This window comes from Kribbella antibiotica, from assembly GCF_004349055.1.
GTDB lineage: Bacteria > Actinomycetota > Actinomycetes > Propionibacteriales > Kribbellaceae > Kribbella > Kribbella antibiotica.
Window position 1 is genome coordinate 25596 of sequence record NZ_SMKX01000004.1, and the last position, 24497, is coordinate 50092.

At 68.3% G+C, this 24497-nt stretch carries 17 protein-coding genes; 13 read left to right on the forward strand and 4 right to left on the reverse strand.

The window, feature by feature from the left end; all coding sequences use genetic code 11:
- Positions 1-19: 19 nt before the first annotated feature.
- From E1263_RS02160 to E1263_RS02180, 5 genes are read left to right on the forward strand one after another with little or no spacing between them, the layout of a single operon-like run.
- Entirely contained in the window at positions 20-2470 is a 2451-nt protein-coding gene (locus tag E1263_RS02160; protein WP_132164754.1) for a DNA gyrase/topoisomerase IV subunit A, read from the forward strand.
- Positions 2471-2475: 5 nt separating this feature from the next.
- Positions 2476-3180 carry an LppX_LprAFG lipoprotein gene (locus tag E1263_RS02165; protein ID WP_132164756.1) on the forward strand — a complete coding sequence of 235 codons (705 nt, stop codon included), beginning with the start codon at positions 2476-2478 and terminating at the stop codon, positions 3178-3180.
- A gap of 11 nt (positions 3181-3191) precedes the next feature.
- Positions 3192-4862: an MFS transporter gene (locus E1263_RS02170; protein WP_132164758.1), complete on the forward strand. Its 1671-nt coding sequence runs from the start codon at positions 3192-3194 to the stop codon at positions 4860-4862.
- A gap of 46 nt (positions 4863-4908) precedes the next feature.
- Entirely contained in the window at positions 4909-5856 is a 948-nt protein-coding gene (locus E1263_RS02175; protein ID WP_132164760.1) for a sucrase ferredoxin, read from the forward strand.
- Positions 5853-6353: a beta-class carbonic anhydrase gene (locus E1263_RS02180; protein ID WP_132164762.1), complete on the forward strand. Its 501-nt coding sequence runs from the start codon at positions 5853-5855 to the stop codon at positions 6351-6353. Before E1263_RS02175 ends, E1263_RS02180 begins: the two co-directional genes overlap by 4 nt.
- A gap of 115 nt (positions 6354-6468) precedes the next feature.
- Here the strand turns inward: E1263_RS02180 and E1263_RS02185 are convergent, their stop codons facing one another.
- Positions 6469-7191 carry a carbonic anhydrase gene (locus tag E1263_RS02185; protein WP_132164764.1) on the reverse strand — a complete coding sequence of 241 codons (723 nt, stop codon included), beginning with the start codon at positions 7189-7191 and terminating at the stop codon, positions 6469-6471.
- Between the two features lie 132 nt (positions 7192-7323).
- On the opposite strand from E1263_RS02185, the gene E1263_RS02190 reads away from it, so the two are divergent.
- Complete coding sequence (locus E1263_RS02190; protein WP_132164766.1) at positions 7324-8616, forward strand: pyroglutamyl-peptidase I; 1293 nt, start codon at positions 7324-7326, stop codon at positions 8614-8616.
- A gap of 25 nt (positions 8617-8641) precedes the next feature.
- On the opposite strand, the gene E1263_RS02195 is transcribed toward E1263_RS02190, so the two are convergent.
- Positions 8642-9304 (reverse strand): HAD family hydrolase, encoded by a 663-nt coding sequence (locus E1263_RS02195; RefSeq protein ID WP_132164768.1) that lies wholly within the window; start codon positions 9302-9304, stop codon positions 8642-8644.
- Between the two features lie 376 nt (positions 9305-9680).
- On the opposite strand from E1263_RS02195, the gene E1263_RS02200 reads away from it, so the two are divergent.
- From E1263_RS02200 to E1263_RS43985, 6 genes are read left to right on the forward strand one after another with little or no spacing between them, the layout of a single operon-like run.
- Positions 9681-11756 carry a HAMP domain-containing protein gene (locus E1263_RS02200; protein WP_165956433.1) on the forward strand — a complete coding sequence of 692 codons (2076 nt, stop codon included), beginning with the start codon at positions 9681-9683 and terminating at the stop codon, positions 11754-11756.
- Between the two features lies 1 nt (position 11757).
- Positions 11758-12954 carry a poly-gamma-glutamate synthase PgsB gene (pgsB, locus tag E1263_RS02205; RefSeq protein ID WP_132164772.1) on the forward strand — a complete coding sequence of 399 codons (1197 nt, stop codon included), beginning with the start codon at positions 11758-11760 and terminating at the stop codon, positions 12952-12954.
- Positions 12951-13433 (forward strand): poly-gamma-glutamate biosynthesis protein PgsC/CapC, encoded by a 483-nt coding sequence (locus E1263_RS02210; protein ID WP_132164774.1) that lies wholly within the window; start codon positions 12951-12953, stop codon positions 13431-13433. The genes pgsB and E1263_RS02210 overlap by 4 nt, the downstream gene beginning before the upstream one ends.
- A gap of 28 nt (positions 13434-13461) precedes the next feature.
- Positions 13462-14346 (forward strand): C40 family peptidase, encoded by an 885-nt coding sequence (locus tag E1263_RS02215; RefSeq protein WP_132164776.1) that lies wholly within the window; start codon positions 13462-13464, stop codon positions 14344-14346.
- Complete coding sequence (locus tag E1263_RS02220) at positions 14343-15170, forward strand: hypothetical protein (RefSeq protein ID WP_202868682.1); 828 nt, start codon at positions 14343-14345, stop codon at positions 15168-15170. Before E1263_RS02215 ends, E1263_RS02220 begins: the two co-directional genes overlap by 4 nt.
- A complete protein-coding gene (locus E1263_RS43985) occupies positions 15167-17506 on the forward strand; it encodes a CapA family protein (RefSeq protein WP_132164778.1) in 2340 nt (779 codons plus the stop codon). Before E1263_RS02220 ends, E1263_RS43985 begins: the two co-directional genes overlap by 4 nt.
- A 46-nt stretch (positions 17507-17552) precedes the next feature.
- On the opposite strand, the gene E1263_RS02230 is transcribed toward E1263_RS43985, so the two are convergent.
- Positions 17553-19637, reverse strand: coding sequence for a DNA gyrase/topoisomerase IV subunit B (locus tag E1263_RS02230; protein ID WP_132164780.1), 2085 nt, complete (start codon positions 19635-19637; stop codon positions 17553-17555).
- Between the two features lie 384 nt (positions 19638-20021).
- On the opposite strand from E1263_RS02230, the gene E1263_RS02235 reads away from it, so the two are divergent.
- Complete coding sequence (locus E1263_RS02235) at positions 20022-20267, forward strand: DUF7455 domain-containing protein (protein WP_238161042.1); 246 nt, start codon at positions 20022-20024, stop codon at positions 20265-20267.
- Between the two features lie 110 nt (positions 20268-20377).
- Here the strand turns inward: E1263_RS02235 and E1263_RS02240 are convergent, their stop codons facing one another.
- Positions 20378-24388 (reverse strand): RICIN domain-containing protein, encoded by a 4011-nt coding sequence (locus E1263_RS02240; RefSeq protein ID WP_132164783.1) that lies wholly within the window; start codon positions 24386-24388, stop codon positions 20378-20380.
- Positions 24389-24497: the final 109 nt, after the last annotated feature.

Genomic DNA, 24497 nt, shown 5'->3' on the forward strand with positions numbered 1-24497 from the left:
CGAGGAGCAGTTCACCCGTATGGCACGCCGTTCCAGTACCACTGCCGAGCCCGAGGACTTCGAGGAGCGCATCCTCGACGTCGATGTCTCCGACGAGATGCGCACCAGCTTCCTGGAGTACGCCTACTCGGTGATCTACTCCCGGGCGCTGCCCGATGCGCGCGACGGGCTCAAGCCGGTCCAGCGGCGGATCCTGTTCTCGATGGCGGAGAACAACATCCGCCCCGACCGCGGCCATGTGAAGTCGGCCCGCGTCGTCGGTGAAGTGATGGGTAAGTACCACCCGCACGGTGACGGCGCGATCTACGACGCCCTGGTCCGGACCGCACAGCCGTGGTCGATGCGGCTGCCGCTGATCGACGGGCACGGAAACTTCGGTTCGCTCGACGACGGTCCCGCCGCGATGCGGTACACGGAATGCCGGATGGCGCCGTCCGCGATCGCGATGACCAACGGCCTGGACGAGAACGTCGTCGACTTCCGGCCGAACTACGACGGCCGCGAGGAAGAGCCGGCCGTGCTGCCGGCCGCCTTCCCGAACCTGCTGGTCAACGGTGCCACCGGGATCGCGGTCGGCATGGCCACCAACATGGCCCCGCACAACCTGGTCGAGGTGATCCAGGCGCTGCGGCACCTGATCAAGAAGCCCGACGCCGACCTCGACGACCTGATGCGCTTCATCCCCGGGCCGGACCTGCCGACCGGCGGCAAGATCGTCGGCCTGGAAGGCATCAAGGACGCCTACGCGACCGGCCGCGGCAGCTTCAAGATGCGCGGCACCGCCCGGATCGAGAACGTCACCCCGCGCCGCAAGGGCATCGTCTTCACCGAGCTGCCGTACACAGTCGGCCCGGAGAAGGTGATCGAGAAGATCAAGACGCTGGTGCAGTCCAAGAAGCTGCTGGGCATCGCCGACGTCAAGGACCTGACCGACCGCACCCACGGCACCCAGCTGGTGATCGAGGTCAAGAACGGCTTCGTCCCCGAGGCGCTGCTGGAGCAGCTCTACAAGCTGACCCCGCTCGAGGACTCGTTCTCGATCAACGCGGTCTGCCTGGTCGAGGGCCAGCCCCGCACGCTCGGCCTGAAGACGCTGCTCGAGGTCTACCTCGGCCACCGGTACGACGTCGTCCGCCGTCGCAGCGAGCACCGCCGCAAGAAGGCGCAGGACCGGCTGCACATCGTCGACGGTCTGCTGATCGCGATCCTCGACATCGACGAGGTCATCCAGATCATCCGGACCAGCGACGACGCGGCCGCGGCCCGGACCCGGCTGATCGACATCTACGACCTGTCCGAGATCCAGGCCAACTACATCCTGGACATGCCGCTGCGCCGGCTGACCAAGTTCTCCAAGCTCGAACTCGACACCGAGAAGGCCGAGCTGGAGCGCGAGATCGAGCGGCTGACCGCGATCCTCGAGGACGAGGCGCTGCTGAAGAAGACGGTCGGCGACGAGCTGGCCGAGGTCGCCAAGACCTACGGCACCCCCCGTCGTACGGTGCTGCTGGAGTCGTCCGGCGCGACCAAGACCGCGGCCGTACCGCTCGAGGTCACCGACGACCCGTGCTGGATCCTGATGAGCTCGACCGGGCTGCTGGCCCGCACCAACGGGGTCGAGCCGTTCGGCGCCGCCGAGGGCCGCGCCAAGCACGACGCGATCGTCTCCTCGATCAAGAGCACGGCCCGCGGTCAGTACGGTCTGATCACGAGCGCCGGCCGGTTGATCCGGCTCGACTCGCTGGACCTGCCCGCCGTGCCGACGACGGCCGCCGCGCCGAATCTGCAAGGTGGCGCACCGATCGCCGAGTTCGTCTCGCTGGAGCCAGGTGAGAAGGCGCTGGCGCTGACGACGATGGATCCCGAGTCGATCGGTATCGCGCTCGGTACGGCGACCGGCGTGGTGAAGCGCGTCGTACCGGATCATCTGAGCAACCGCGACGCGTGGGAGATCATCCGGCTCAACGACGGCGACCAGGTCGTCGGCGCTGTCGAGCTCACCACCGGCGAAGAGGAGTTGTGCTTCGTCACCTCGGACGCGCAACTGCTGCACTTCCCCGCCGCTGTGGTCCGGCCTCAGGGCCGCACCGCCGGTGGTATGGCGGGTGTCCGGCTCACCGCCGGCGCGAAGGTGGTCTTCTTCGGTGCCGTCGAGCCCGGTCGCGAGGCCCAGGTCGTCACGATCGGCGGCTCGAACTCGGCGCTCCCGGGCACCGAGGTCGGCGCGGTCAAGGTGACGCCCTTCAGCGAGTACCCCGGCAAGGGCCGTGCGACCGGCGGTGTCCGCTGCCAGCGGCTGCTCAAGGGCGAGGACGGGCTGCTGCTCGCCTTCATCGGCAACGCCCCGGTCAAGGCCAGCGCGAGCAGCGGCGCCCCCGTGGACCTGCCGCCGATCGACCCGCGGCGCGATGGTTCCGGCGTGCCGGTGGCCCAACCGATCGCGGCTCTGGCCGCCGACCTGGCAGGCTGACCCCCATGAAGAGAATCGTCGCGCTGGGCGCAGTGCTCGCTCTGGCACTCGTCGGCTGCAGTGACAAGAAGGATTCCGGCGGTGACGCCGGCAAGCCCGACGACGCCGTCGCACAGCTCGCGGCCGCGAAGAAGGCGATCGACGAGGCCTCCAGCGTGCACATCGTGCTGACCGGCCGCGACCTGCCGGACAGCGCCCAGACGCTGGCCAGCGGCGACGGCGTCGCCACCCACGCACCGGCCTTCAAGGGCAAGCTCACGATCCGGACCGGCGGCTCGCCGATCGACTCCGAGGTCGTTGCCGTCGACAAGAAGGTCTACGCCAAGCTGCCGTTCACCGGCCAGTTCGTCGAGCTCACCGCCGACCAGCTGACCGGCTTCGGCGCACCGGACCCGGCACTTCTGCTCGACCCGGCCAAGGGCCTGACATCGGTGCTGCCGGCGCTCAAGGACCCGAAGGTGAAGGGTGACACTCGCGACGGCTCGAAGGTCCTGACCGAGATCACCGGTTCGGTTCAGGGCAAGACCCTGCAGGGGATCTTCCCGAAGGCCCCGGCCGACCTGGACTTCCCGAGCAGCTTCAAGCTCGACAAGGACTCCAAGCAGCTGGTCTCGGCAACCATCTCCGGCCCGTTCTACGACGGCGCCACCAGCAGCTACGACATCACCTTCGACAAGTACGGCGAACAAGTCACGATCACCAAGCCGTAGTGAGCCACCCAGTGAGCTCCCCAGCGGCCACCCGGCCGAGAGCCCAGCTCACGCTCGCATCGATCGCGGTCGCCTTCGCGGCCGCCGATACGTACGTCGTTGTTCTCGCGCTGCCCGACCTGATGTCCGGGGTCGGGCTGTCCGCGGACCAGCTGCAGCGGGCGGCCCCGATCATCTCGGGATTCCTGCTCGGCTACATCGCGGTGCTGCCGCTGATCGGCCGGATCGCGGACGTCGCCGGGCGCACTCCGGTTCTGGTCGGCGCACTGATGCTGTTCGCGGTCGGCTCCCTGATCACGGCGGCGGCGTACGACCTGCCATCCGCGGTGACCGGTCGGTTTCTCCAGGGTGTCGGGGGTGGTGGGCTAGTCCCGGCCACCCTCGCGCTGGTCGCCGACCTCTGGCCGGCTCAACGCCGCGGGCTGCCACTCGGCGTAGTCGGAGCGGTCCAAGAGCTCGGCTCGGTCCTCGGGCCGCTGCTGGGCGCCGCCGTACTGGCTGTGGCCGACTGGCGCTACATCTTCTGGCTGAACCTGGTCGTCGCTGTCGTCCTGGCGCTGCTGCTGCGTGGCCTGCGCCCACCACCTCTGTCTGCCTTCGTGGGCCTCCTTGCGTGCGTGGCGCTCGGCCTCACGCTGACCGCGCCTCAACGCCTCGCAACCGACGTGACACTCGGCCTGCCCTTCGTGCCCTTCACCGGTACGTCGAGACTTCTCACACCCATCGGGGTTGTCGCCCTCGCGCTCGGTCTCCTGTGGGCCTTCCTCGCGGTGCGGCGCTCGCGGCTGACAGACCTGCTGCGACAGGTCGATCTACCGGGCGCTCTGCTGCTCGCTCTCGCGCTCTCTGGAGTCGTGCTCGCCTTCGCGACTGCAGACCCCGAGCGTGAGCTGATGTCTCCGGCCGGCCCTTGGCTGCTGGTCGGCGCGGCCGTCTTCGCAGTCGCCTTTGTGTTCTGGCAGCGCCGGACTCCGCGTGCCATCGTCCCCTCCGGACTCCTCACCGCGCGTCCTGCCTGGGGCTCACTCGTTGTCAGCTTCCTGGTCGGATGCGCACTCATCGCCGCACTGGTCGACGTACCGGTGTTTGCCAGGACTACGCAGGGCGGCGGCCAACTCGAAGCAGCGTTGGTGCTCGTGCGGTTCCTGATCGCCCTGCCAGTCGGTGCTGTAGTCGGCGGTTGGCTCACCAGGCGCTACGGACTCGGGCTGATCACCGGCGCCGGACTGGCCCTGGCCGGAGCCATGTTCGTGCTGATGGCGTTCTGGAGTCGCCACGCACTCGATCACTTCGGGGCGACCGTCGTACTGCTGCTGTGTGGGTTCGGCTTCGGGCTGGCGCTGTCACCGGTCAACACGGCGATCCTCGGCGCGACTCCCCCGCCTCACCACGGCCTGGTCAGCGCGCTCGTGGTCGTCGCACGGATGGTCGGCATGCTCGTCGGCGTGTCGGCCCTGACCGCGATCGGGCTCCGCCGCTACTTCTCGATCGTCGACGACGTACCGTCACCGAACGAGCTCTGCCCGACCGCGCCCGCCACCTGCCGGCCCTTCATCGACGCGCTCCGCGACGCGGCGATTTCACAATCGCACGCGATCTTCGCCGGGGCTGCGGTGTGCGCTTTCCTGGCTGCGATCCTGGCTGTCGCACTGCTCGGCCGACGTGGCTTAATACACACTTGATGGGTCATTGCGTGGAACTGAGGGCAACCTAACCTACAGTGGTGCTGTGAGAGTTCCACCCGACGCGACCGGTCGGCCAGGTCTGTGCTCGACCTTCTGCCGTCAGCTCCTCGAACCGCTCGAGGGATCCGCCATTATCGCGAGCGGCTGGGTCGTTCTGGAGCAACCCGGGCCCTGGGGCGCCGATGCCGTCGTCAACAGTCATCTGGACCCGGTGTTCGGTAGCCGCTTCGATGCCGAGTGCAAGAAAGCCGACGTTCGCTTCGGCCTGATCCGGACGCCGGGACGGCACTCGTTCCCCGCCGGGCACGCCCAGCAGGTGTACATCGCCTCGACCGCACCGGGCAAGACATTCCTGCTCAGCGCGCATCTGGAGGATCCGGAGCAGCTCAGCAACCTCGACCTCGGCGCGATCGCCCGCGGCGACCGCGAAGCCGTCAATGCCTCCCTGCCTGGCCTGGTGCCGGTGGAGGAGTCGGTCATGCTGGTCTGCACCAACGGCAAGCGCGACGAGTGCTGCGCAATCCTCGGCCGGCCGCTGGTGAACGCGCTGGCCATTGCCGCTCCGGGACGCGTCTGGGAGGCCAGCCACCTCGGTGGCCACCGCTTCTCCCCCACTGCCGTGATGCTGCCGGAGGGCACCATGCACGGCCACCTCAACGCCAAGACCGCCCTCGACGTCCTGGCAGCCTCAGACCGCGGCGAAACCCTCCTGACCGGACTGCGTGGCCGCACCACGTGGACGAAACGCGGTCAGGCGGCAGAAATCGCCGTCCGCCACCAGACTGGTGAGCTCTCGTTGGACGCCCTCACTGTCGCGGGCGAAGATCTGGAATCCGTGACAGTGTGGCATCGCGACGGGCGGTCCTGGACCGTGCCTGTAACCAGTGCACCCGCCGATCCGCCTCGTCCGGAGTCCTGTGGAAAGGAGCCGTTCGCGATGTCGATCCTGAAGGCCGGAACCCCGGTAGCCGCAGTAGGTGCCACACGATGACCGCCGCCGGTTTCGAAGACCTGCTTGCCGCCAATGCCGAGTACGCCGCCGATTTCCACTACGGCGGTTTCGACGGTATCGCCCACGCCGGAGTCGGCGTCGTCACCTGCATGGACTCGCGCATCCCCCCGCTCGAGCTGCTGGGCCTCAAGCCGGGTGACGCCAAGGTCCTGCGCAGCGCTGGCGGCCGCGTCACCGAGATCACCCTGACCGGCCTGGTCCTGGGCGTGAACCTGCTCGGCATCCGCCGCATCATGGTCATCCCGCACACGCGGTGCGCGATGGCCGCGATGTCCGAGGACGAGCTCCGCGCCAAGGTCGAGGCGGCCGCCGGCAAACCAGCCGGCTACCTGCCCATCAACGTCATCCCCGACCAGCTCGAAGCCCTCCGCCGCGACGTCACCGCCGTCCGCGAACACCCCCTGGTCGGCGAAGAAGTCCTAGTAGGCGGCTTCATGTACGACGTAGACACCGGCCTCCTCACCCAACACGTCTAACCCACCCAGCGCCGACCGCCCCCCGGTCGGCGCTTTTCGTTGCTCCGCGCGTCAGCTTTGAGCACGGCTCAGTCATTTGCGGGGGCGCGGAATGACTGGTGGGTGCTCAAAGCGGTCAGGTGAGGAGCACGCGGCCGGTGTCTAGTTCGTAGTAGGCGCCTACGAGTTTGAGCTTGCCTGTGGTTTCGAGGGGGGCGATGACTGGGGACTGGCGGAGTTTGGCGAGGACCAGGTCGACGTTTGCGTGGATGGCGTTGGTGAGGCGATCACCGGGCCGGCCGGCAACGCGTCGTACGGCGGGGGCCAGGGTCTCGACGAGATAGCCGATCTGGCCGGCCTCTTCGGACGTGCGTTGGTGGGCGTCGAGGGCCTTGATGGTGGCGTCGAGGGCACCGCAGCGTTGGTGGCCCAAGACCATCAGCAGCGGGGTGTGCAGCTCGGCGACACCGAACTCGAGGCTGCCGATCACCGACTGGTCGAGAGCCTCACCAGCGCTCCGTACGACGACCAGATCGCCGAGCCCCTGGTCGAAAACGAGCTCGATCGGTACGCGGGAGTCCACGCAACCGAGCACCGTGGCGAAGGGGTGTTGACCCTCCGCCACGGCGACTCGCCGGGCAAGGCCTTCATCGAGGCGCTCGTCGCGGTCGGCGACGAAACGGGTGTTGCCGGCGACCAGGCGGGCCAAGGCCTCTTGACCGGTGCGCACCGGCGTTCCGCTAGGAGGCGTCGTACCGGTGGGGGCTGGGGCTGGGGCGCCTTTCGAACAGGCGGTCAGGGTCACGCCTGCGGCCAGTGCAGTGGTCAGGAAACGGCGGCGGCTGCTCGTACTGCTCACTCGGTTGCTCCTCAGGAAAGGGCGGTGAGGGCGAGCACCGCCTTCCCACGATAGCGTCGTGCATACTGTCTACAATACTGGTCTTTGAGTAGATCTCTCGGTTTCCAGGCCAGGATCTGATAGATACGCCTTATGAGACTCCGCCCCAGCTCATTTCCGCGCTCCCTCCTGGTCGGTGCGCTGGCCCTGACGAGCGTCCTGTCCGGCGCTCCGGTCGTGCACGCGACGCCGGTCACGACGGGCTGTATCGACGCCACGATCACCGGGACCGTCGAAGAGCAGCGACTCAGCCGCGGTATCGCCGGCGGGCCGTCCGTGCCGGCCGAGATCCTGCGCCGGACCGGGTTCGACAAGCAGGTGGCGCTGTTCAGCCGGCTGCTTTGCGCCATGCCGAGCCGCGAGGCCGCCAAGCTGCTGATCCGCGCTCAGGGCGAGGCGCTTTGGCGGACTGCGGTGCACCGCGCGCAACATCCGGTCTCCGGCGCCGACGCGCTGCCTTCCACCGACGATCGCGGGCTCTACTGGGCCCGCATCTCGATGGCTCTCGCCGTCCGTCAGTGGCAACCACGCTTCGCAGTCGGTACGACGGAACGCGCCGACCTGATCAAGTCGCTCGAATACGCATCGCGGGGAATCACGAGCACGCGGTTCTCTCCCGGCGTGAAGAAGATCCTGGTGACCGGGTTCGACCCGTTCACGCTGGATGCGGACATCCGGATCGGCAACCCGTCCGGCGCGAACGCGCTCACGCTCGACGGACAACGCTGGACGGTCAACGGGACGACGTACGAGATCCAGGCCGTGGTCTTCCCGGTGCGCTACACCGACTTCGACCAGAAGATGGTCGAGGAGGCCCTCGCACCGCACTACCGCGGCGGCCCGCAGCACGCCGACCTCGTGATGACCGCCAGCCAGGGACGCGTCGGGATCTTCGACCTGGAGGTCTTCAACGGCCGCCGCCGTTCGGTCAGCTCGATCGGCGACAACAACAACCTGTGGGGCGGCGGGACGGTCGCCGCACCGGTCGTCTCCCCCAGCATGCCGACCGGCCCGGAGTGGATCACCTCCAGCCTCCCGTTGGCCCGGATGTCCAAGGCCGACGTCACCCCGTTCCGCACCCGCGTGAACACCTCGGTCCTCGAGATCCCCGCCGGTCAGACGGCACCCGTCCGGCAGCCGCTCGGCCCCACCGAAGGATCCATCGCCTCCGAGGGCGCAGGGGGCGGCTACCTGTCCAACGAGGTCGCCTACCGCAACACCCTGCAGCGCGATCTCAAGGACCCATCGATGCCGGCCGGCCATCTCCACGTCCCCGTACTGTCGTTCGACCCCACCAACAAAACCACCATCACCGATCCCACCTACGAAGCCAACCGCGACGCGATCATCCGCGGCGCCCACGCAGTCCTCCGAGCGGCCTTCTAGCCCAGCCGTCCGACCTGGGGAGTGGCTACTTTTCTGCACAGGGGTGGGTAGTTGGGTGATCAGGCACGGTTCGGAGCAGGGTGAGGGCATCGTGAATCGAGGCGAACTGATGGTCGGGAGCCGGCGGTCCTGAGGCGGAGCCGATCAGGATTGTGTGCAGGCCGGCGTTGTGGCCGCCTTGGACGTCGTGAGCCGGCTGGTCGCCCACCATCCACCCGTCGAGCGCAGCACCCGCACCCTCCGCCGCGAGCGCGAAGATCCGCGCGTCCGGCTTACGGATGCCCACGGCCTCGGAGATACACCAGAAGTCGACGGCCGTCGCGATGCCCGTGTGCTCGAGCTTCAGAGTCTGCTGCAGGACCGTGCCGTTCGTGACTACCGCCGTTCGCCAACCGGCAGCTCGCAGTTGGGCGAGCCCGTCCAGTACGGCGCTGTCCACGCGAGTGAACAACGGATGCTCGCGGTCGTAGCTGTCGACCGTCGGCGCGACCCCGAAGTTGTGTCGCAGCCCGGCAAACAGCTCGGGGCGGGGAGCGAACCCTTTGTTGTCGTGGGCAACCAACCAGTCGACTGCCGCCTCGCCCAGGCCTGCCTCGGTGGACCACCAGCGGGCCCAGTCGCGGAACGCGGAGTCACGGTCGATGAGGGTGTTGTCCAGGTCGAAACAGATCAGCCGCGGTAGCCCCATCCAGCAAGTTTATCCGGCGCGGCCAGGGCCAGATCGCCGTCGGACATGCTTGCCGTTAGCAACTATTTTCCGGACAAGCAGGGTTTCCACCTTTGATTGGAAACAAGCCGATATCGGCACTGGCGGCTGCCGAGGGGTTGACACACTCACCGGGACAGGACCATCCTCTTGGCCAACAGTAAAGAAACTTTCCAATTAAGTTGCGCATCCGATCGTCGGCTCCCGGCCCACAACGCCAGGGCCTGACGAGACGTGCCTATGTCTCCTCTCCCGCCACCGTGGACGGCCGGTAGGCCCGCCCGCTCTAGGAGCCTGCATGCCGCCCGCCCGCAGCGAAACGTCTTCCCCGAGGCCGATTCCCGGTCTGGACAGATCCGTGGTCAGGTCCCGCGGCCGGACCGGACGGCTCCGGGACCAACTGCCTGAGACCGGTTTCCCCGGCGGCGCGGGTGCTGCCTCGGCGGCCGGGCTCGTACTCCTGATCCTCCTAGCCGTCTTCTGCGGGCTCGGCCTCACCACGGCCAGCCCGATCGCCGCACTGTTCAGTGAGCCCACGCCCGTGGTGCCGTCCGGAGTCACCGCGGCACAACGCCGGGACGCGGAGGCCCTCGCGAGGTCCATCGGCGCCTCCGCCACATCCGCCGCGCACGGCCTGCAGGTCGTCGCGGACTCGCAGGTCGACATCGGTCACGCGCTGAGCAAACTGGGCGCCGGTTACCACTCGTACCGCGGAATCGCGCTCCTCAACGCCGCGTCCCGCACGCTGATCACCGCACGCGGCGAACCGGTCCAGGTCGACACGCTCGCCGGGGCCGACCTCGGCCGACCCACCGTGCGCCTATACATGCCGCCCGGCGGAGTGCCACTGCTGCTCAGCACCGTCCCGCTGCCCGGCGGACGGGTACTGGTGGCGTCGACCGCGCTGCGGATTGCGCTGCCACCGCCGGGCGGGGCACTGCGTCAGCACCTTCGGCTCGTCGCGGACGATGGCACCGTTCTCGGCAGTGTCGGATCGGACACCGACCCCGCAACGAGCAGCCTCCTCGGTACCGCGGCGAGCGCGGCCCGCACCGGGCCCGGGGTGCTCACCGGCCCGGCGGCCCCAGGACCGGTCCCGCTCGCGGCCGTGGTCGCCTACGCCCCGGTCGCCAGCGGTGCCGGCGCACTCGGAGCCACCGTCATCACAGCGACCTGGTTGCCCGCCGATACCGCACCGGCACGCTGGCCTGGACTCGTCCCGGCGATCGCGCTCCTGGTGCTCGCCGTCGGTGGCACCATACTGGTGCGCCGCGGCCTGGTCGCACCGATCCGGCGGCTGCGGGACGACGCGCTCGCGGTGGCCTCCGGTACCGCCACCGGTCCGGTCCGCCAAGCCCGGACTGTCGAGGTAGGCCGGATAGCCGCGGTACTGGAGCGCTGCCGGTCGGGCGGTGGCAGTCGCCGGAGAACTCGAGGCATGCCCGCGCGGCTGACGGTCGGCCTCATGACGGTCTCCCTGCTGGGCTGGTCCGTAACGATGTTCTTGACGCTCGGTCAGCACTCGGCGGAGGTCTCGCCAGCGCTGGTGACAGCGCAGGGACTGCGGCTCGCTCGCTCCGCGGACGCGCTCCGCTCCGCCGTCACCAGCGGCCTCGGCGAACTGCGCGCGGCCGCTCGCCTGAACGCCGGCAACCTCACGGTCCACGACCCTGCGTTCCGCAGTGTGTACGTCGTCGACCAGACCGGTGCGGTATCGGAGCGCAGTGGCAAGACGCCCCTGCGCGAGGGCCCGATGCCCGCCGGTACCCCAGCCGAAGGCCTGCAGCAGCACAACACCAGCGGCCGCCTGCCCGTGGTGTACGCCCACGTCCGGCTCGGCGACGGCCGGACACTCGTCGGCGAGTTCGACGTCACCCGGCTCACCCAGCCGCTCCAGCCGGCCGGCGCGCGGGTACGCGTGGTCGATGACGCCGACCGCACGATCATCGACACCCACGGCTACCTCGCCTTCGCACAGCTGGCCGACCCGGCGCTCAGGAAAGCGGCCGCCGCCGCGCGCACCGGCCACTCATCCGCCGAGGTCACCGGTGACACCGTCCTGGCCGCCCGCTGGATCGCGTCGCGTGGGCCGGCGTCCACCCTGCACTGGATCGTGATGGCCGAGCAGCCCATCGGCGCGCTCGGCGTCGCCGACGACTCCATCCGCGACCGGGCCAGGGCCGCCGCCCTCTGTACGACGGTGCTGGCCGTCATCCTGGCCGGCTGGCACGAGCTTGTGGTGATCCGCCCGCTGCGCCGGGTCGCCGCCGCGGCCGAACGCGTGGCGGCCGGCGACCGCACCGAAACCGTCTATCCCCAACGTCAGGACGAGATCGGCACCGTGGCGTCCTGTGTGGACCTTTGCCGCCAGGCACTCGGCGTGCGCCGAAACGAGCCGGCGGCCGCCAAACTACTCACCGCAAGCAGGTCCTGAGATGCTCTTCCTGTACGTCGTTCTCCTGTTCGGCGCGGGCTGCCTGCTCACCGGCGGGATACTCGAGCAGCGCAGGCACTACGCCCGGCTGCACCGCATCCCGATCCGCGTGCTGGTCAACGGCATTCGCGGCAAGTCGTCGATCACCCGGCTCTGCGCGGGCGCACTGCGTGGCGGCGGACTCGTCACCACTGCGAAGACCACCGGCACCGCCGCCCGGTTCATCCACCCCGACGCCAGCGAGGAACCGGTCTACCGCAAGTTCGGCATCGCCAACATCGTCGAGCAGATCGGCGTCGTCCGCCGCGCGGCCGCCTACCGTCCGGACGCCTTGGTGATGGAGTGCATGGCCGTGCTGCCGGACCTGCAGGAGATCAACCAGAGCAAGCTCATCCAGTCGACCATCGGCGTGCTCTGCAACGTCCGCGAGGACCACCTGACCGAAATGGGCCCGACGCTCGACGACGTCGCGCGGTCGCTGTCCCGCTCGATGCCCGAGGGCGGAATCTGTGTCACCGCCGAGCAGGACCGGCTGGACATTCTGCGCGCGGAAGCGGACCGGCGGACGTGCAAACTCATCGCCGTCGACCCCGAGTCCGTCACCGACGAGGAGATGCGCGGCTTCGGCTGGATCACCTTCAAGGAGAACGTCGCGATCGCGCTCGCCGTCGCCGACCTGCTCAACGTCAACCGGCAACTCGCGCTCGAGGGCATGTGGGCGGCGCCACCGGACCCGGGTGTGCTGCAGGTCCACCGCTATCTGGCCGGGCGCACCCGGTTGCGGTTCGCGAACGTCTTCGCCGCCAACGACCCGCAGTCGACACTGATGAACATCGACCAGCTACGCAGCCAGGGCGCGATCGGGGACCCAGTGCACGTGGTGATCAACTGCAGGCCGGACCGGATCGAGCGCAACGCGCAGATGGGTGCACTCGTCCCCAACATCTCGCCGGACCGGGTGGTGCTCATCGGCGAGCCGACGCGCAGCGCCCGTGCCGCCGTCCCCGCGGAGTGGCAGGACCGGATCCTCGACCTCGGCGGCCGGCGGGCCCCCGAGGACCTGGTCCGTGAGCTGCTCAGCGGCCATGACCACGACGAGCTCTCGGTGGTTGCCATCGGCAACATTCACGGCCAGGGTGAACTGCTCGTCGAGGAGCTCGCCAAGCTGCCGGCCGAGCCGGCGGGGCAGCTCCGATGAACGGCGCCGAGCTCGCCCCGGAGGTCGCGACCATCGGCCTGGCCATCGGCCTGCTGCTCTCCCTCGTCTGCTATCTGACCACCAACCTGTCACCCGGCGGCATGATCACGCCCGGCTGGATCGCGCTCACCCTGTTCGAGGACTACCGCCGCGCGGCGATCATCGTGTTCATGACCGCGCTGACCTACGCCGGCACCAAGCTGTTGCAGCGCCTGGTGATCCTCTACGGCAAGCGGCTCTTCGCCGCGGTCGTCCTGCTCGGCGTTGTGCTGCAGACGACCTTGCTGGTCTTCCTCCAGGCCGACCTGCCGCTGCTGTTCCTGCATCAGACGCTCGGGTTCGTCGTGCCGGGACTCATTGCCTACCAGCTGGTCCGCCAGCCACCACTCCCAACGCTACTGGCGACCGGCTGCGTCAGCCTCATCAGCTACGCCACGCTCGCCAGTGGTGTCCTCATCGGGCTTGTCCCGTCACTGTGAAAGGCCCATCACTTTGAAAGGGAAGCCCATGCGCGCAGGAGCGTTCGTGCTCGCGACGGTGCTGGCGGTGTCCGGCACCGCTGCGGTGTACTACGCGAGCCAGGGCCCGGACGGCATGAAGCTTGCCTCGGCCGCCGGAGCACCGGCGCCGCGGGTCGGCGAGCGGTTCACCCGGCTGACCGACCCGGCGCGGACGGTCGTCACCAGCGCGAGCGGCGCGGTGGTCGCGACGCTGACCGACGGCTCACGCACGGTCGCGCTGAACGGACCGGCGCGGACCTTCACGGACCCACGGTCCGCCCAGGCCACGTTGACGACCACTGCCTGGGTCCGGCTCGCGCCGCAGCCCTGGTCGGCGGACGCCGAGCGAGCGCCGTGGTTCAAGCCGTGGCTGGCGGCCGCGACACGCGACGCCTCTCCCGACCTGCTCGCGCTCGGGACGCAGTACCTCAAGGGCGCTCCGACGGTGCGTGACCGAACTGGCGCGCGCATCGCGGGCCAGGCGACGTTCGGCCAAGACGCGGACTACGACCAGTACCTCCGCACAGGCGCAGTCGACAGCGCCGGATTCGTTCGGCTGGTGTACGGCTACCGCGCCGGATATCCGTTGCAGAGCAAGGCTTCCGTGCTGCCACGGACGGCGGCGGCGATGGCGGGCCCCGGCCCTGGCACACCCATCGTGCCGGACACCGGCAAGCAGGCCACCGACTACTCGCGCCTGCAGCCGGGAGACCTGATGTTCTTCACCAAGGCACCGGGCACCGGCGGTGTGGCCCGGGTCGGCATCTACCTCGGCCTGGACGGCACCGGTCGCCACCGCGTGCTGGGCGATTCTCCCGACAACGGCGGCCCATCACTGCTGGACGAAGGCAACGAGTACGCGCAGACGTTCCGTTCGGCGAAGCGCCTGTGACCAGCAACGCGCTCCGCCTGCTGGCAGCCGCCGTCCTGGTCGCCGTGCTGATCGTCGCTGAGAACCCGACGCCCAGGACCGACCTGGGCACGCTCGTCACCGACTTCACCGCGGGCCTGTCCGCGAATCAGGAGTACCACCAGCCGGAATCCGGCGAGCTCGCCGCAACCGCGACCGGCTTCAGCGCGGCGCTCAACCATCGGAAGACGGCGGAGTTCACCAACCTCGGCTTCACGGTGCTCGACGGCGTCGACTCCGTGACGGGGCGCGCGTACACGATGGTGGTGAACGAGCAGGCGTGGGGGATGTACGTCATCGACCGCTCGGCACCACTGTCGGTCGCCGTGGAGGTGCCACATCCAGTGTCGGACCTGCGGACCGAACTCGTCGGCATCGACCTGTTCCGGCACGAACCCGGCGCGGTGCTGCTGGTCGCGGGCGCGCATCGGCGGGCGGCGGACGTCGCCCACGAACCGACCTCGGTGTTCCACGCCATCGCGACAGTGCTGGCGCAACGGGGGCTGGCCCAGGTGCAGTTGCACGGCTTCGACGACCGGAACCTGCCCGCGACGGACATCGTGCTCTCGTCCGGGGCAGCCCTCGTGGGCGACTTGGCGCGCCGGACGGCCGACCGGCTTTCAGCAGGGGGCTTCGCCGTATGCCTAGCCTGGACAGAGCGTTGCGACAGGCTGGCGGGCACAACGAACGCGCAGGGCGAGATGGCCGCGGCGGCCGGCACAGTGTTCCTGCACGTCGAGATGAGCCGGACAGTGCGGGACTCCCCCGCGCGGCGGACGGACATCGTCCGGGCGCTGAGTTCATGAAGAAACGGTACGCACTGACGCTGGGCGCGCTGGCGCTCGTCGCGGTCACCGTGACGGCTGTCGTGACCCGGCCGGTTCCCCACACCGATGTCGCAGCGGCCATAGGCCCGCCCGTGGCGTCGGTGTCGGTCGTTGACGAAGCCGGCGCTCCGGTAGCGGCCACAGTGGACACCGGTGGCGGTCCGAAACCGGTGTCCGGCCAGGGAATCGCACAGGTGGAGTTGCGCTCAGGCCCTGTGCTCGCCATCGTGTCCGCGCCGGGTTACCTCGCCGAACCGGTGCCCCTCGGCCTCGATGACGCGGGCCGGACCGTCCCCGTGCGGCTGCTGTCCGACCATGGCGGAAAGCGTTATGTCGTGCACTCCGCAGGCGACGTCATGTTCGGCCGCCGGTATCAGAACGCCCCGCAGCCGCTGATACCCCGCACCGACGCGGCCAGTGGCGCCGAAGCAGTCGTCGACGCGGTCGCACCCGCGTTCCGACTGGCCGACCTGAGCACGGTCAACCTCGAGACGGTGCTCAGCTCCGCGCCGCCGGAAACCGCCTACCCCGGCAAGCGGTTCATCCTGCAGTCGCCGCCTGCCACGATCGAGGGCCTCAAAAAGCTCGGCGTCGACGTGCCCTCGCTGGCCAACAACCACACTCGTGACTTCACCGACGCCGGGCTGGCGGACACGAGGAAGGCGCTGTCCGCGGCCGGGTTCCCGATCGTCGGGCTGTCCGACAGCGACCGGCCACAACCGGCCTACCACACGAACATCCACGGCAACGAGGTCACGATGCTGGCCTACACCAGCGTCGACGGCGATTTCGTCAACGACAGCTACGCGCACTCACACGGAGGCGACGCGTGGCAGAACAAGCCACGCCGCTGGCACTTCGGCTCCCAGGTACCCGACGTGGCAAGGACCATCGGCGCAGCCTGGCAGGTCTTCGACCGGCTCGAACCTAGACTCTCGCCGCTCGAGTCCGCCGCGCTGTGGCGATCGATCACGCGGGTCTACCCGGAACTCCAGGACTGGGTCGCTCGGCGGGGGCACAGCGGCGCGGCACGGTGGAATCCCAAGACGTCGCCGGCCGAGATCACCGCCACGAAAAACGCATCATTGCGGCTGTCGCCGAAGAAGGGTCTCACGATCGTCCAGCTGCACTCCGGCTTCCAGTTCCAGACCGCCTCCGCCAAGAGCACCCGAGAGATGGCACGGGCCGCGATCGACGCGGGCGCCGACATCGTCATCGCCCATCACCCGCACGTCCTGCAGGGCATGGAGTGGTACAAGGGCCGCCTGATCGCCTACAGCCTGGGCAACTTCGTGTTCGACCAGAACTTCCTGGCCACCTTCGCCAGTGTGTTCCTGCGCACGGTCTGGGAGGGCCGGCGGCTCATCGAAGCGCGGCTCGTGCCGGTTGAGATCGACGGCTACCGCCCGGCGATCGCCACCGGCACAGCGGCCCGGCGCACTCTGAACGGCATGTGGGCCAACAGCCTTCGTAACGTCCAAGCCCAGCGGGCGCCCGACCAGAGCGTGTCGACGATCCCGCTGGTCCGTGACCCGGACTCCCGTCCGGCCCAGTTCCTCTTCGAACACGGCACCGCCCGCGTCGTCGCCAACGCCCCGCCGGAACACCCCGTGCCGGTCACCGTCCAGCCACACAGCGACGGCGCGATCCCGTCCGGCGGCCTGACCCGGCTCGACAGCCAACCAGGCCGGTCCAGTCCATCGAACCTCTCTTTGGGCCGCGACCTCTTCGGTTGGGGCCGTTTCGAGGACAACACCGCCGACGGCGTCCCGGACGCGGCAACGCATTGGCCACCGAACACCGGACCGCTGATCGGCGGCGGCGCCCTCGGCGAGGCCGGTTACCTGCAGCTCAGCGGCAACAGCAGCGGGAAACTCGTGCGCCCGGTCGCCCGCATCGCACTGCCCCGCCATCCGGACCAGGCCACCTACACAGTCCGTGCCAAGGTTCGCGCGTCCGCCGGCGCGACGCCGCTGTTGCGGGTCACGTCGTACCACTTCGACGACAGCGACCCCACCGAGGACCCGGACTCACGGCGCCTGCTCGACGTCGACCACACCGCGTCGGTGCCGTCCGACGGCGCCTGGCACGACATCTCCTTCGAGATCTCACCGGCCGACCTCGGCAACGGCGGCAACATGGTGCTGCTCTCCGTGGGCGTCCGGGGTGACTCGGCGATGGACACGGTCGACCTCGACGACCTCAAGTTCGTCGAATGGCGTTCCGCCGCAACCGGCGAATGGGCTCCCTACGACTACGTCCGTAACCGCGGCAACACCCCGGTGACCGCCACCTTGCATGGCTTGGGAGATTGACTGGGGTGTTGTCCGGGGTCGCAGCAGACCGGCCGGGGCCGGTCCGTCAGACGTCGATACGGCTCTCGTCGAGCTCGTAGGCACCCTGCACGATGAACTCCTTGCGGGGAGCGACGTCGTTGCCCATCAGCAGGTCGAAGACCTTGGCCGCGTCCTCGCCGTCGTCGACGGTCATCCGGCGCAACGTCCGGTGCCGGGGGTCGACGGTGGTTTCGGCCAACTGGTCGGCGTCCATCTCACCGAGACCCTTGTAGCGCTGCGGGGGCTCTTTCCACTTGACGCCCTTCTTCATCAGCTCGGCCGACTTCCGCTGGTACTCCGCGTCGCTGTAGGTGTAGATGTACTTGTCCTGACCCTTCTTCGGGTTGGTCAGTTCGAAGCGGTGCAGCGGCGGTACGGCGGTGTAGACACGACCGGCGTCGACCAGCGGACGCATGTAGCGGAAGAAGAGGGTCGCCAGCAGGCAGCGGATGTGCGCGCCGTCGGAGTCGGCGTCGGCCATGAAGATGATCTTGCCGTAGCGAACCTGGTCGAGATCGAAGCTGCGGCCCGAGCCGGCACCGACCACCTGGATGATCGAGGCGCACTCGGCGTTCTTCAGCATGTCGGCGACCGACGCCTTCTGCACGTTCAGGATCTTGCCCCGGATCGGCAGCAGGGCCTGGAACTCCGAGTTCCGCGCCACCTTGGCGGTACCGAGGGCCGAATCGCCCTCGACGATGAACAGTTCGGACCGGTCCACATCGTTGCTGCGGCAGTCGGCCAGCTTGGCCGGCAGCGCCGACGACTCCAGCGCCGTCTTGCGCCGCTGCAACTCCCGGTGCTGCCGGGCCGCGACGCGAGTCCGCGACGCCGCGACGACCTTCTCCAGGACCGCGCGGGCCTGGGCCTTCGCGACGCCCTTGGTCGAGGTGAGGAACGCCTCCAGCTCGGTCTGGACCACCTTCGCGACGATCCGCGACGCGGCCGGTGTACCGAGCACCTCCTTGGTCTGACCGTCGAACTGCGGCTCGGCCAGGCGGACGGTGACGATCGAGGTCATGCCCTCGAGGACGTCGTCCTTGATCAGCTCCTCGCCGCTCTTCAGCAGGCGGGTGCCCTCCATGGCGGCCGTGAAGCTCTTGGCCAGCGCCCGCTCGAAGCCGGACACGTGCGTGCCGCCCTTGGTGGTCGCCACGATGTTCACGAACGAACGGAGCTCGGTCTCGTAGCCGTCACCCCAGCGAACGGCGATGTCGACGTCGAGATCGCGCTCGACATCGGTCGGCGTCATGTGGCCGGCGTCGTCGAGCATCGGCACGGTCTCGGTGAAGTGACCGGTCCCGGTCAGCCGCACGACCTCGGTGACCGGCTGGTCGGTGGCCAGGAACTCGCAGAACTCGCTGATCCCACCGTCGTGCTTGAAGTGCTCCTCGGTCGCCTCTTCACCACGCTCGTCGCGGATCACCAGCTCCAGGCCGGGGACCAGGAACGAGGTCTGCCGCGCCCGGGTGACCAGCTCGTCGTAGTTGAAGGCTGCGTCCCGGGTGAAGATCTGCCGATCGGCCCAGTAGCGGATCCGGGTCCCGGTCATGCCCTTCTTGGCCCGCCCCGCCTTGCGCAGGCCTACCGCCGGAGTGAAGCCGGCCTCCGCGCCCTCGGTGTCGAACTCACCGGCGACACCGCGCCGGAACGATGTCGTCCAGACGACGCCGCCACGGTCGACCTCGACGTCCAGCCGCGCGGACAGCGCGTTCACGACGGAGGCACCCACACCGTGCAGACCACCGGAGGCGTTGTACGACCCGCCGCCGAACTTGCCACCGGCGTGCAGTTTGGTGAACACGACCTCGACACCGGTCAGTTTGGTCTTCGGCTCGATGTCGACCGGGATCCCGCGGGCGCGGTCGCGCACCTCCACGGAACCGTCCTTGTGCAGGACGACGTCGATCCGGTCGCCGTGACCGGCCAGGGCCTCGTCGACGGCGTTGTCGATGATCTCCCACAGGCAGTGCATCAAGCCGCGACTGTCGGTGGACCCGATGTACATACCGGGCCGCTTCCGGACCGCCTCGAGTCCTTCGAGGACGAGCAGGTTGCGGGCGTTGTACGTCGGGTCGAGCTCGGTACTACGAGGCGTCGGGGCGGCCACAGGGCTCCTTCACTGGTTCACCAACTCACTACGAGGGACAGCCTATGCGGCGGCACCCCCAAAACCTGTTAGCGGCCCCGACACTCGGGGCACCTGACAAGACAACACGAAAGGTGCTATCTCAGATATCGATCCGGACTCGATCGGGCGTGGTCCACGACACACCGAAGATCAGCAATCCGTGACCAGATCATGGCGCAAAGTGAGATAGAACACGCCCGACACCGCCTGGGAGACGTAAATCGGTCGAAAGAGAAACGATTCCGCGTCAACATGCGTCATAAGGGTGCAGGTGGTTCGTCTCACATTCGGACGCGTTGCCCCTACCGGGAAGCGATCCGCGTGTCAGGATGTTGCTATCTGGTGAGAACGGAACTAGATGAGATGAGGCCTCAAGTGACTACAGCACTCGCCCCGAGTTCGGCCCTGTCGGCCGCGGATCGTTGTGACCGCTGCGGTGCGCAGGCCTACGTTCGGGTGACCCTGACCAGCGGTGGGGAGCTTCTGTTCTGCGCCCACCACGGCCGGGAGCACTCGGACAAGCTGCGCAACATCGCCGTCACCATTCATGACGAGACGGGTCGGCTCGAGCCGGCTCCCGTCGCCGTCTCCACGGAGGACGAACGGTAAGCCAGGTCTCATAAACGCGCCCCGGCGGCGCCAAAGTCCTACAGAGCCGATGGCGGTCCCCCAGTGGGAGACCGCCATCCTTCGTTGTCAGGGCCTGCTGCCCTGCCGCTCTACTGCTTGATGAAGTACCACCGCTGACACAGACCGCCGTGGTAGGACCAGGTGATCACATCGGTCCCGGCCGCCGGGTTGCAGCTGTCGACGTCCATCGCCAGCCCGGTACTCACCGAGGTCACGGCGTAGCTGCCGTCGGCACTGGGCTCGATCCGCCAGCGCTGACACTCGGACTTGTTGCTCGGGAAGGCAATCAGGTAGCCCTTCAGGAGCTTCGAGCAACCGCGGATGTCGAGCGCCCGGTTGCTGCTCGGATCGACGATCTTGTAGACGTCGTCGCCGAGGCTCTCCACCTTCCAGCTCTGGCAGGGGCTGCCCGGTACCCAGTCCCACATCCGGATGTCGTCACTCGCGGCGCAGTTGGCGATGTCGAGCACGTTGTGCGAGGTCGCGGCCTCGATCCGGTACCGGGCGTTGCCGCTCTCCCCGAGCTGCGTCTGGTTGTACGACGGACGCACCGTCCACTGCTGAGTACTCAGCTGACCGCACGTCTGCTGCTGGATCGGCGCAAAGTCGTCGAAGATCGTGACGTTCTTCGCGGGATCCGGTGTGACCGTCGCGCACTTACCGCTGTGCGCGAACCGCACCTGTACGACGGTGTCGTAACTCGTCCCCTCGACGTACTCGATGGTGAGCTGCTGGTTCGCGGTCGGCTCACCGGTTCCACCACCACAGGGGTACTGAATCAGCTGGGCGCCGTCCTGCGGACCGAAGTTCGCGACATCGGCGCACTTCATGCTGTGCATCGGGCGAGCGCTGTACTGGTCGCTGCCGGCGATCGCATCGAGCCGGAACCGGGCGTTCAGGTCGACGGGCAGGCACTGGTACTGGATGTAGCGCGCACCGTTGTCGACGGTCGCACCTTCGACGTTCAGGCACTTGTTGCTGTTCTTGCTGACCAGGTCGTACGCCCGGTGTTCCAGCTCGAACTTCGGACCTGTGACGGCGTCGACCTGACCCGTCCACGTCTGCTGCCGCGCGCCGAACGCCGTACCGGTGGACAGTTGGGTGAACGCCTGCCGCAGGCCCGGCGTGGTGCCACCGGCGTACAGCAGGGCTACGTCGTCCTTCTTGTCACCGTTGTAGTCACCAACGGACAGGCTCGTCTTCGACAGGTCGAGGTCGTTGTTCGAGATCGACCACCAGGTGCTCCGGGTGAGCGTGGTCCCGGCCGGCTTGAACACCTGCAGCGAAGTGCTGCTCGAGCTGTCGTCGTACATCGCCACGATGTCCTCGCGACCGTCGCCGTCGGGGTCCGCGACCGCAGCCTTGCTCTTCTCCCAGCAGTAGGCGCCGGCACCCGAGTCGTACGCCGTCGTCGGCGCAGCGAACGCCGTACCGCTGGAGGTGAACGTCTCCACCGACGTCCGGCAACCGTCGAGGTTGCGCATGCTGACGAAGTCGGCCTTGCCGTCACCGTTGAGATCGGCCAGCAGCGGTGTGCTGCGGGTCCACTGGTTCGTCGCCTCGGAAGTGAGCCACTTGACCGGAGCGGTGAAGTTGGTCGCGGCCCTGAACACCAGTACCTCGAAACCACCGTTGAGCGTCGCGTTCTGCACCACGATGTCCGAGGCCTTGTCGCCGTCGACATCACCCGAGATGACCCGGGCAGTGCTCAGCGGCCAGCCGTTCGCCCCGCTCGTCCAGCTGGCGTCCATGGCGTCGTACCGGTTGCCTTCGGAAATCAGCTTGTACAGCCAGATCTGCCGACCGGCGCCTTCGCGGAGCAGGGCCATGTCGGCCCGGCCGTCCTTGTTCCAGTCCCCCTGTACGGCGCGCGTCCGGGTCAAGGCGAAGCTGCCGCCCTCACTCGTGTCCCACTCCATCACGCCGGTGTGGAAATTCGCCCCGGCCGAGGGCATCGACCAGATGGCAGTGCGGCCGAAGCCCTGGTCGAAGATCGCGTTCAGGTCGGCACGCCCGTCACCGTTGCTGTCGTTGCGCACTGGTGCCGGCGCTACGCCACCGGTCTGGGCCCGGAGGGTCCACGACTCGGTCAGCTCGCTCTGGTTGCCCGCCTTGTCGACGGCAGCGACATACAGGGTGCGGTCCGACGAGCCGGTCTCCACGGACGGCGTCAGCGTGATCGGCACAGTGGCCACACCGCCTTCGGCCTTCACCCGCATCGCCAGCTTGTCCGAGAGGAAGCCGTATACGTACTCCGCGACCTCGCCTTCCTGGCCCGACGCGGGGCGGAAGGTGACGGTGCCGGTCTTGTACGCCGGAGTCCGCCGAACGCTGTCGGGGAAGTCGGTCGAGCTGATCGAGGGCACGTTCGGGCTGATCGAGTCGATGACGAAATAGCAGTCCTTCGTGGCCGGTCCGGCCACGATCGCATCCCGCGTGAAGGCGCGGTAGCGGTAGACCTCGTTCTCGTTCAGCTTGCCGGCCGGCACCTCGGCCCAGGAGAAGGCCGCACCGGTAGCGGTCGGCCCGACGGAACTCGAGTAGACCACTGTGTTGGCGGCGTTGGCGATCTCCAGCGTCGTCGTCACGCCGTCACCGGTGTCCGGGTCGTTCGCGACCGCGGAGAACTGCGGCGTCCGGGTACCGATCGGCGTCGGCGCGGCAGCAGTACCGCACGGGCGGGGCCGGATCATGTTCAGCGACTTCGGCTCCTTCGGCGCGGTGTTGTACGTGATGGACAGCACGGCGGTGTCGAACTTGAACTTCTTCCACTGGTTCTGGTTGCCCTCGTCCGGTGCTCGCAGGCCGAAGCCGATGGTGGTCTTGCGAGCGTCCGCGGCCTCCTGCACCAGCTGGACGATCCGGGGCGTCGAATCGAACTTGACCCCCTTGTCCTCCGGCGGCGGCCACGACTCGGCGTCCTTCGTGTTGACCCGCTCGTGCCAGAACCCCTCGTTGTTGGTCCAGTCGATGTAGGTACTCGTGGTGAAGTCGTTCAGGTGCCACAGATCCACCGGCGTGCCCGAACCGGTCGGGCTGTGATCGAGCGTGATGCTGAAAATGGCCTCGCTGATCGTGCTGCCGGCAATGGTCTGGGCACCATTGGTCAGGTTCATCAGGAACATCGACCGGTACATGTTGCGCTTGGGGTCCTCGTAGGCGAGGCCGACCTTGGCGCCTTGCCCGGTGTCGTAGCCCCACCCGGTCTGGCCGCCCATCTTGACGTTGACGTGCAGCCAGCCGGCCTTCTGGCCGCTGAGCGACGGGTCGATGTAGATCGGGAACTTCGCCTTCGGGTCGGTGAGCAGCGAACGGTGCGGCGTGAGCTCGAGCACACCCGCCTTCAGCTTGATCCCGACCTTGGCCTGGCGCGGCGTGGCCGGCGTGCTGTCCCACATCATCGGCGGTGGCGCGGTGAACAGCTGCTCCCCCACCGGGTTCACTGCCGTCGTCGAACCGTCGGGGCGCACCGACAACCGCAAGCCGTCGCCGACGAACGGCGTCCGCAGCGCGCGGAGGGCGTCGGTCAGGGCAGCGGTGCGGTTCTTGACCACGAGCAGGTAGGAGAAGTTGTCTACGGCAACTTTGATCTGGAGGTCGACACCGCGGTACACCTCAGGGTAGGTGGCGATGTCACCGGCGATGCGCGGTGCCGGGAGCTTGTTCGGCCACCCCATCGTCACGCGGCTGCCGGGCTTGCCGATCCGGAGCAGGGTTTTGTCGCCACCACCGGACAAAATCAACGGCATGGCCGCGGCGACGGGCTGAACAGTGCCGTCCGGCTGCCGCCGCAGCGACGCATCCGGCTTCGTCCAGCCGGCTCCCTTGCGCACCCGCACCGGGATCGCGTGCGAGGTCATCGTCTTCGACCCGTTGGGATTGACGTAGACCTCTGATGTCTCGTTGCGCCAGTCGGCGACCTCGACGCGGCGCCCGGTCCGGGCCGCCTCGTCGGTGGCCTTCACCTCGGGTGTCAGTGGTCTGGTGAACTTGGCCGGCTGGGCTGCCGCCGGTGGCGGATCGCCCTGTACAGAAGCGATCAGCGGCACAGCAAGGAGTAGGGAAAGCAATCCGGGCAGCAAACGACGGCTGGGCGGCATGGTGGGACAACCCCTCGGAGGCGGCGGGCGGGACTTGCTTGATCATGCAGGAAAAGCCCAGCTACTGCTCACGTTTCGACCGACCTCGAATTGGCTGCCGGATCGCAGA

What these genes read in the sequence shown, in the direction of transcription:
- E1263_RS02160 (WP_132164754.1), top strand. Translation starts at nt 20, where the DNA reads ATGGCACGCCGTTCCAGTACCACTGCCGAGCCCGAGGACTTCGAGGAG.
- E1263_RS02165 (WP_132164756.1), top strand. Translation starts at nt 2,476, where the DNA reads ATGAAGAGAATCGTCGCGCTGGGCGCAGTGCTCGCTCTGGCACTCGTC.
- E1263_RS02180 (WP_132164762.1), top strand. Translation starts at nt 5,853, where the DNA reads ATGACCGCCGCCGGTTTCGAAGACCTGCTTGCCGCCAATGCCGAGTAC.
- E1263_RS02190 (WP_132164766.1), top strand. Translation starts at nt 7,324, where the DNA reads ATGAGACTCCGCCCCAGCTCATTTCCGCGCTCCCTCCTGGTCGGTGCG.
- E1263_RS02195 (WP_132164768.1), bottom strand. Translation starts at nt 9,304, where the DNA reads ATGGGGCTACCGCGGCTGATCTGTTTCGACCTGGACAACACCCTCATC.
- pgsB (WP_132164772.1), top strand. Translation starts at nt 11,758, where the DNA reads ATGCTCTTCCTGTACGTCGTTCTCCTGTTCGGCGCGGGCTGCCTGCTC.
- E1263_RS02210 (WP_132164774.1), top strand. Translation starts at nt 12,951, where the DNA reads ATGAACGGCGCCGAGCTCGCCCCGGAGGTCGCGACCATCGGCCTGGCC.
- E1263_RS02215 (WP_132164776.1), top strand. Translation starts at nt 13,462, where the DNA reads ATGCGCGCAGGAGCGTTCGTGCTCGCGACGGTGCTGGCGGTGTCCGGC.
- E1263_RS43985 (WP_132164778.1), top strand. Translation starts at nt 15,167, where the DNA reads ATGAAGAAACGGTACGCACTGACGCTGGGCGCGCTGGCGCTCGTCGCG.
- E1263_RS02235 (WP_238161042.1), top strand. Translation starts at nt 20,022, where the DNA reads ATGAGGCCTCAAGTGACTACAGCACTCGCCCCGAGTTCGGCCCTGTCG.
- E1263_RS02240 (WP_132164783.1), bottom strand. Translation starts at nt 24,388, where the DNA reads ATGCCGCCCAGCCGTCGTTTGCTGCCCGGATTGCTTTCCCTACTCCTT.